This window comes from Pseudomonas caspiana (genome assembly GCF_002158995.1).
GTDB lineage: Bacteria > Pseudomonadota > Gammaproteobacteria > Pseudomonadales > Pseudomonadaceae > Aquipseudomonas > Aquipseudomonas caspiana.
This window is the reverse complement of the sequence record NZ_LOHF01000022.1, coordinates 52,743-60,703: the sequence shown is the minus strand read 5'-3', so window position 1 is coordinate 60,703 and position 7,961 is coordinate 52,743. Positions and strand designations below refer to the sequence as shown.

At 57.8% G+C, this 7,961-nt stretch carries 7 protein-coding genes and 1 pseudogene; 5 read left to right on the top strand and 3 right to left on the bottom strand.

Features of this window, described 5'->3' with window-relative positions; genetic code table 11:
• Window positions 1-65 precede the first annotated feature (65 nt).
• Window positions 66-743, top strand: a complete 678-nt coding sequence (fhuF, locus tag AUC60_RS21550; RefSeq protein WP_087272465.1) for a siderophore-iron reductase FhuF — start codon at window positions 66-68, stop codon at window positions 741-743.
• Between the two features lie 27 nt (window positions 744-770).
• On the opposite strand, the gene AUC60_RS21545 is transcribed toward fhuF, so the two are convergent.
• Together AUC60_RS21545 and AUC60_RS21540 are read right to left on the bottom strand one after the other, a co-directional pair.
• The gene (locus AUC60_RS21545) at window positions 771-1,496 is read right to left on the bottom strand and encodes a 4'-phosphopantetheinyl transferase family protein (protein WP_202973081.1); all 726 of its coding nucleotides are present in this window, start codon (window positions 1,494-1,496) and stop codon (window positions 771-773) included.
• A 197-nt stretch (window positions 1,497-1,693) separates the two neighbouring features.
• Window positions 1,694-2,488, bottom strand: coding sequence for a dienelactone hydrolase family protein (locus tag AUC60_RS21540; RefSeq protein ID WP_087272458.1), 795 nt, complete (start codon window positions 2,486-2,488; stop codon window positions 1,694-1,696).
• 186 nt (window positions 2,489-2,674) lie between these two features.
• Between AUC60_RS21540 and AUC60_RS21535 the strand changes: the two genes are divergently transcribed.
• The 4 genes from AUC60_RS21535 (at window position 2,675) to AUC60_RS21520 (ending at window position 7,199) form a co-directional block, all read left to right on the top strand.
• Window positions 2,675-3,058 (top strand): hypothetical protein, encoded by a 384-nt coding sequence (locus tag AUC60_RS21535; protein ID WP_087272455.1) that lies wholly within the window; start codon window positions 2,675-2,677, stop codon window positions 3,056-3,058.
• Between the two features lie 229 nt (window positions 3,059-3,287).
• Window positions 3,288-3,965: a response regulator transcription factor gene (locus AUC60_RS21530; RefSeq protein ID WP_087272452.1), complete on the top strand. Its 678-nt coding sequence runs from the start codon at window positions 3,288-3,290 to the stop codon at window positions 3,963-3,965.
• Complete coding sequence (locus AUC60_RS21525; RefSeq protein WP_087272449.1) at window positions 3,962-5,308, top strand: ATP-binding protein; 1,347 nt, start codon at window positions 3,962-3,964, stop codon at window positions 5,306-5,308. The genes AUC60_RS21530 and AUC60_RS21525 overlap by 4 nt, the downstream gene beginning before the upstream one ends.
• A 532-nt stretch (window positions 5,309-5,840) precedes the next feature.
• Window positions 5,841-7,199 (top strand): dicarboxylate/amino acid:cation symporter, encoded by a 1,359-nt coding sequence (locus AUC60_RS21520; protein ID WP_087272563.1) that lies wholly within the window; start codon window positions 5,841-5,843, stop codon window positions 7,197-7,199.
• Between the two features lie 153 nt (window positions 7,200-7,352).
• Here AUC60_RS21520 and AUC60_RS21515 read toward each other — a convergent pair.
• A pseudogene (locus AUC60_RS21515) lies at window positions 7,353-7,811 on the bottom strand (REP-associated tyrosine transposase).
• Window positions 7,812-7,961 lie beyond the last annotated feature (150 nt).

Genomic DNA, 7,961 nt, shown 5'->3' with positions numbered 1-7,961 from the left:
TGCCTCGCGGTGCTCGTGAGCTCCTACAGAAATTGAGAATCCCCTTTTTCCAATCAGGAAGCCTGATGAGTCACCTGTTATTCAGCGGCGCACTTGAGTGCTTCGGGCAGGGCCTGCTGGCGGACGACGATCTGCGTCCGGTGCGGGCGCTGCCGGAGCTCTTGCAGGCTGAGGTGCTGGATGAGCTGTTGCTGAACATCTATGACCCTGAATTGCTGGCCAGCCATCGGCCGGTGTTGGTGTCGCAATGGTCCAAGTATTACTTCATGCAGGTGATTGCGCCGGTTGTGGCGGCAGGTCTGGTGCATGGCTGGCGCTGGCCCTTGCAGCTGGATCAAATCGTTTTAGCGCTGGATGAACGCGGCGTGCCGGATGGGTTGCGGTTTCTCGGCGTTGGCACAAGTCAGCCTGTGAGTTTCACCGGATTGCTGGATGACAATCTGCATCCTTTTATTGAAGTGCTCAGTCGGGTGGGCAATGTGTCGGCAGCGGTTCTGTGGGGCAACGCCGGGGATTACCTTGAGCGCTGCCTTGTGCAATTGGGCGCGCTGACTGATAGCTCACTGGACGCGGGTTATGCGTTGTTGCACTGCAAGACGTTGAGCGATGGGCGAGGTAATCCTCTGTTCAACTCCATCCGCTATATAGGCGAGCCACCGCGTCGGCAGCGGCGCAGTTGTTGTTTGAGCCATCAGGTGGAGTGGGTGGGGCGGTGTGAGCATTGTCCGATAGGAGCAGATTAGTCCGGCAGCTCCTACAAATCCTGCGTTTTAATTGGCAGGCACGGCCACCAGACTCAGCACATGCTCGCCCTGCACGCTGAATTGCCCCTCCAACTCCTTGCCGTTGTGCCATTCGCTGGACAGGTCGGTCAGCAGACGCAGGCGGGCTTTGCCGTCGGCGGACCATTGCAGCAGCTGCGCGTCTTCGAAATAAAAGCGTTTATGCACGATGGGATACAGCGCCTTGAACAGCGCTTCCTTTATAGAGAAGGTCAGCGTCACGTGCAGGGCAACGTGCTCAGCAGGTCCGGTGGCCATCTGCTGCATTTCCCACGGTGTGAGGATTTCCCCGGCCAGACGCATGGCGCGCTCGTGGCTGAGCAGGTTTTCAGTGTCCAGTCCGAGGCCACGCCAATGCTGTTTGTTGGCAACGATGGCCGCCGCCCAGCCGGTGCTGTGGGTGATGGAGCCGCAGATATCCGTCGGCCAGACCGGCGCACGGTCCTCGCCGATGTCCGGCACCCAGTCACGACCGTCCAGATGCTGCAGCGCTGCCCTGGCGCATAAACGGCCAGCGAGGAATTCGGTTTGTCGTTTGGCAACGGAGCGCTGAATGCTGGCAGGAGGCGTGATCACGCAGCGTTGAAAGTCGCCGTCAGCAAGTTGCTTTGGATCGAAATGGCCGCTGACCAACGCCACATTCGCCAAGGCATGGGGCAAGGGCCAATGGTGATGGAGGGCTGGGCAGCAGGCGGGAAGGTGGTTTTGAGTCATGGGCGGCATTTTGCCGGGGGAATGCGGTGCTGGGAAGGCGGTTTGCCAGATACCGCACTGTCGCCCGTCAAACACCAGACCTGTAGGCGCTCATCGAGGTTACGACGCCAGCGATAGCGGTTTGCCTGACAATCCGCTATCGCTGGCCTCGTAACCTCGGTGAGCTCCTACAGGATTGTGGTCCTTCCTGGGCGGGTTTACGCGCCAAACACTTTCTTCAAAAACGCCTGCATGTCTTTCCACGAGCTTTCATCAGCGGCTTTGTTATAGCCGATGTCCGGGCCGCCGTGTTCGCCGTGGCTGAGGCGGTCGGCGTCGGGGTTGGTGAAGCCGTGTTTGGCGTCGGCAAGGCTGACGAATTTATAGTCGGCACCTGCATCGTCCATTTCCTTTTTGAAGGCAGCGACGTTTTCCGGGGTGACCATGCTGTCTTTAGCGCCATGTTCTACCAGCATCGGGACTTTCACGCCGCCAGCTTTTGCGGGCGTATTGGTGACCAGTGCGCCATGGAAGCTGACCACGCCAGCCAACGGTTCGCCGCGACGGGCCGCATCGAGAACGATCTTGCCGCCGAAGCAGTAGCCGATGGCAGCGATTTTCTTCGGATCGGTCTGCGGTTGTTTCTTCAGTTGCTCAAGTCCCGCATCGAAGCGCTTGTTGGCCGCGTCGCCATCTTTCAGAGCGGCCTGCATGAACGCCATGGCGTCTTTCGGGTGTTCGGTGTTCTTGCCTTCGCCATACATGTCGATGGCCATGGCGCTATAGCCCAAAGCTGCAAGATCACGGGCGCGGCGTTTGGCATACTCGTTCAGGCCCCACCATTCGTGGACCACGATGATGCCGGGACGCTGGCCTTTGATGGCGTCGTCATAAGCGTAATACCCCACCAGCGGGGTGCCGTCGGCGCTTTTATAGTTGACCTGTTCGGTCTTGATGGCCGCCTGAGTCACACCGGCCAGGCCCATCATCAGCAACGCAATCCAGAAACGCATGATCTACTCCTTCTATATAGCGGGTGGGAATGCGCAAGAAGATTAGCGCATTGTGCCGAGTGTTTTTTATTGTGTGCGGTAGATAGTTGTTCAGCGCGGGTTCAGTGGGTGTTCAGGGCCGGTTCAGGGCGCGCAGACTAGTCTGGTGTCGTACCTGAACAGCGCCCGGCGCAAGAGGACTACACCATGACGACACTCAACAAGTTTTTCCTGGCTTTGGCTTTTCTGGGCGGCAGCGCAGCGGCGCAAGCGGCAGATAGCGGCAATGAAGTTTCCCGAGCACCGCTGAACAAGAGTGGTGAGCGGGTCGACAGGTTTGGCGAGAGTGGCAGGTCGCAAGGCATTAGCGTCTGGAGTCAGGGCCTGAGTGAGCAGGGCGATGACCAGCCTCACGCCGACCGGCTGTATTATTCGGCGGCTTATGACAGGCTGTCGGGGACTTATAACGGTGTGCCGGTCGCGCAGAAAACACTGTCGGGGCATTATGATCTGCGGCAGGCTCATGCGCTGGGGTTCAGTGCTGAAGAGGGTGATTCGCAAAGCTGGAAGCCGGGGCAGCAGGTGCTTTGAACTTCATGCCCTGTGGCCGAGGCGATGCGCGATCACGCAGCAAACATGGTCCTGTAGGACCTCACGAGCAACGCGAGGCAGCGATGGCGGTTTGCCTGATAAATCGCAATCGCGGCCTCGCGTTGCTCGTGCACTCCTGCAGGATGTATTTCAATTCAGTGGTTTGTATGTTGTCTGGCAGGGCTGCCGAGTTGATTTTTGAACGTGAAACATCACCCAGGAGAGCGTCATGAAGTTGCTGGTGGTTGAGGACGAGGCGCTGTTGCGCCATCACTTGCAAACCCGATTGACCGAGGCTGGCCATATCGTTGAGTCGGTCGCCAACGCCGAAGAGGCGTTGTATCAGGTCGGCCAGTTCAACCATGACCTGGCGGTGATCGATCTCGGGCTGCCGGGCATGAGCGGTCTGGAGCTGATTCGCCAGTTACGCACCCTTGGCAAAGCATTTCCGATCCTGATCCTGACCGCCCGTGGCAATTGGCAGGACAAAGTCGAAGGCCTTGCCGCTGGGGCTGATGATTACGTGGTCAAACCGTTTCAGTTCGAAGAGCTGGAAGCGCGACTCAATGCCTTGCTGCGTCGGGCAAGCGGCTTTACCCACTCGACGATTATTGCCGGCCCCTTGCACCTGGACCTGAACCGCAAACAGGCGACGCTGGATGAGCAACCGCTGCCGCTGACCGCCTATGAATACCGGATTCTGGAATACCTCATGCGTCACCATCAGCAAGTGGTGGCCAAAGAGCGCCTCATGGAGCAGCTCTACCCCGACGACGAAGAGCGCGATCCGAACGTGATCGAGGTGCTGGTCGGTCGTCTGCGGCGCAAGATTGAAGGCACTGTAGCTTTCAAACCCATCGAAACCGTGCGCGGGCTGGGCTATCTGTTCAACGAGCGCTGCACATGATTCGTTCGCTGCACCTGCGCCTGATGATAGGCGCAGCGACCCTTGCAGTGATTTTCATGTTGCTCATGTTGCCTGCCTTGCAGGGCGCGTTCAGCCTGGCGTTGCGCGGCTCCATCGAGCAGCGCCTGGCGTCGGATGTGACCACGCTGATTTCTGCAGCCAGGGTCGAGAATGGCCGTCTGTTAATGCCATCGGTACTGCCCGGCGAGCAATTCAACCTGCCCGGCTCGCGTTTGCTGGGCTACATCTATAACCGTCAGGGCGATCTGGTCTGGCGTTCACTGGCCACGGAAGACGAGTTCATCGACTACCAGCCGCGTTACGACGGCAAAGGCAGTGAGTTCACGACGATCAGGGAATCCAACGGCGAAGAGTTTTTCGTCTATGACGTGGAAATCAAACTGCTGGGCGGCCGTAACGCGGCCTTCAGTATCGTGGCCCTGCAGCCAGTGCGCGGTTATCAGGAAACCGTGACTGAGTTGCGGCAAAAGCTTTATCTAGGGTTTGGCGCGGCGTTGCTGGTATTGCTCGCGCTGCTCTGGCTGGGGCTGACCTGGGGGCTGCGTGCCTTGCGTGGTTTGAGTCAGGAGCTGGATCAGGTGGAGTCGGGCCAGCGCGAGAGCCTGAGTGAAAACCATCCCAGTGAACTGTTGCGTCTGACTGGCTCGTTGAACCGTTTGCTCAGCAGTGAGCGCGAGCAGCGGATTCGTTATCGCGATTCCCTTGATGACCTGGCCCATAGCCTGAAAACCCCGCTGGCGGTGTTGCAGGGTGTCAGCGAAAATATCGCCAAGCGGCCTGAAGATGTGGAGCAGGCGCGCATTCTGCAATCGCAGATCGAGCGCATGAGTCAGCAGATTGGCTATCAATTGCAACGCGCCAGCCTGCGCAAGAGCGGGCTGGTACGTCATCACGTCAGGCTGCGGCCGGTGGTGGAAAGCCTGTGCAATACGCTGGAGAAGGTTTATCGCGACAAGCAGGTGAAAGTGACGCTGGATTTACCGGACGAATGCGTGGTGCCGATGGAGGAGGGCGCTTTGCTGGAAATGCTCGGCAACCTGTTGGAAAACGCTTATCGGCTGTGCCTGGGGCAGGTGCGGGTCAGCCTGCGCCCGTCCGACTCTGGTGATGAGCTGTGTGTCGAAGACGACGGTCCCGGCGTGCCGGAAAACCAGCGTGAGCGTATTTTGCAGCGCGGCGAACGGCTGGACCGCCAGAACCCGGGGCAGGGGATTGGGCTGGCAGTGGTTAAAGACATCATTGAAAGCTACAACGCCCGCCTGACCCTGGATGACTCTCCGCTTGGCGGGGCTGCGTTCCGGATTCATTTTTTCGCGGGGTAGTTCCTCGCTGTTCCCCGATATCCCTGATACATCGCAGGACCTTTGTGGGAGCAGAGCTTGGTCTGGGCGGCACTGCGACGATAAGCCATAACGCGGTGTGGCTTCTGGCTGCGTCTCATGTATCGCGGGCAAGCCCGGCTCCCACAATTACACTGTCGGCCGCCAGATATCTGTGAGAGCTGAGCTTGCTCGCGATAAAACCTCCGCTCATCGTCGCCATGGTCTATAAGTCATGGGGTGGCGATTTGATGGCGGATCGGCGGATACCCGCCACTCCTTCCGGTTTTCTTCCGCTAATCGGCGGAAATCCGCCACGTCTGAACGGATGTTCAAACCCCTACTAGACTCCAACATACCGGTTTACATGATGTTCAGCGTGTTTCGCAAAAGTGGCACGAGCTTTGCGATACAGGTGAGAGGTCTGCCTCGTGCAGCTCGACAAAACAAATCCCTCCAGTTGCAGGAGGGTTAGCTCGTTAGGCGTCGCGCGCATCACATGAATGGTGCCGACAACGCCCTTGAGGATGATTTCATGACGACTCGTCAGCCGATTTACAAATCCCTGTATTTCCAGGTCATCGTAGCAATCGTGATCGGTATTCTTATCGGCCACTTCTATCCTGACACCGGCAAGGCCCTCAAGCCGCTGGGCGACGGGTTCATCAAACTGATCAAAATGGTCATTGCCCCAATCATCTTCTGTACTGTGGTTAGCGGTATCGCTGGCATGCAGAACATGAAATCGGTGGGCAAGACTGGCGGCTACGCGCTGCTGTACTTCGAAATCGTATCGACCATCGCGCTGCTGATCGGTCTGGTCGTGGTCAACGTTGTTCAGCCGGGCGCTGGCATGAACATCGACGTGAGCACGCTGGATGCGTCCAAGATCGCCGCTTATGTAACGGCGAGTAAGGACCAGAGCGTCGTCGGCTTTATCCTCAACGTGATTCCGAACACCATCGTGGGTGCATTCGCTAACGGCGACATCCTGCAAGTGTTGATGTTCTCGGTGATCTTCGGCTTTGCGCTGCACCGCCTGGGTGCTTACGGCAAGCCGGTTCTGGACTTCATCGATCGCTTCGCACACGTGATGTTCAACATCATCAACATGATCATGAAGCTCGCGCCTATCGGTGCCTTCGGCGCCATGGCGTTCACCATCGGTGCTTACGGTGTGAGCTCGCTGGTGCAGCTGGGTCAGTTGATGATCTGCTTCTACATCACGTGCGTCGCTTTCGTGCTGATCGTACTGGGTGGCATCTGCCGCGCTCACGGCTTCAGCGTTCTCAAGCTGATCCGCTATATCCGTGAAGAGCTGCTGATCGTACTGGGTACTTCCTCTTCGGAATCGGCACTGCCTCGCATGCTGATCAAGATGGAACGCCTGGGCGCACAGAAATCGGTAGTCGGTCTGGTTATCCCGACTGGCTACTCGTTCAACCTGGACGGTACTTCGATCTACCTGACCATGGCTGCAGTGTTCATCGCTCAGGCGACCAACACTCACATGGACATCACCCATCAGATCACCCTGCTGCTGGTTCTGCTGCTGTCGTCCAAAGGTGCTGCTGGCGTGACCGGTAGCGGCTTCATCGTACTGGCTGCAACCCTGTCGGCTGTTGGCCACCTGCCGGTTGCCGGTCTGGCGCTGATCCTGGGTATCGACCGCTTCATGTCCGAAGCCCGGGCCCTGACCAACTTGGTTGGTAACGCTGTTGCCACCGTTGTGGTTGCCAAGTGGGTAGGCGAGCTGGACACCGACAAGCTGCAATCCGAGCTGGCTTCCGGTGGTCGTGGTATCGACAACACTGCTCCAGTAGATGATCTGGGCGTTGCTGAACTGGCTGAAGAACCAGTGACCCGCCCGATCCCGACGCGTAAGCCTGTTTAAACACAGCCCGCGTTATTGAAAAACCCATCTTCGGATGGGTTTTTTTATGGATTGGCGGCTAGCCGCCACTATCTTTAGCAAGCTGATTTGACGACGTGGGATATGTGGGAGCGTGGCTTGCCCGCGATAAGGACGACTCGGTCTCAGGAGCAACTAAATCCAGACAGCGTCCCAAAGCGGATAATTACCAATCCGCTTGACCAAGCCTGCGCGCACCGGGTTCATTACGACATAGCGCGCCAACGCCTTTAGATCCTCATCACGTTGAACGGCACGGTCATGAAAACCTTGCTGCCAGATACTACCCGTGCGCCCTTGTGCAGCATTTACCGCTGCGCACGTCAGGGACTTTGTACGCCCGACTGCCTGACTCAATGAGCCACTCTTCAGTTCGAGTAACCAGTGGAAATGGTCAGGCATCACTACCCATGCCAGCGATTGGACAAGACCGTCGCGCTCGGCTTCCATGAACTAACGGGTCAAAAGGCGCCCTATCCGCAGATCGCCAAATATCGGCTGACGATCTCGAGTATTGGAAGTGATTAGATAAATTCGACCGCTTTCGCTGTATCGACCGACGCGGAGCTGGCGAGACTGACGGGTTGATAGCATTCCACTGCCTTTCTACCTTGTGATACCCAAAGTTAGACCAGGCTCTCGAGTAGAGGAGTGGGATTGCTTGCCATAATGTGTCTGCCGCTTATACCGGGTCGCCCTTATCGCGGGCAAGCCACGCTCCCACAGATTCTGCGCAATTGCGTA

Coding starts and splice junctions, on each gene's coding strand:
- AUC60_RS21545 (WP_202973081.1), bottom strand. CDS start 1,496: ATGACTCAAAACCACCTTCCCGCCTGCTGCCCAGCCCTCCATCACCAT.
- AUC60_RS21530 (WP_087272452.1), top strand. CDS start 3,288: ATGAAGTTGCTGGTGGTTGAGGACGAGGCGCTGTTGCGCCATCACTTG.
- AUC60_RS21525 (WP_087272449.1), top strand. CDS start 3,962: ATGATTCGTTCGCTGCACCTGCGCCTGATGATAGGCGCAGCGACCCTT.
- AUC60_RS21540 (WP_087272458.1), bottom strand. CDS start 2,488: ATGCGTTTCTGGATTGCGTTGCTGATGATGGGCCTGGCCGGTGTGACT.
- fhuF (WP_087272465.1), top strand. CDS start 66: ATGAGTCACCTGTTATTCAGCGGCGCACTTGAGTGCTTCGGGCAGGGC.
- AUC60_RS21535 (WP_087272455.1), top strand. CDS start 2,675: ATGACGACACTCAACAAGTTTTTCCTGGCTTTGGCTTTTCTGGGCGGC.
- AUC60_RS21520 (WP_087272563.1), top strand. CDS start 5,841: ATGACGACTCGTCAGCCGATTTACAAATCCCTGTATTTCCAGGTCATC.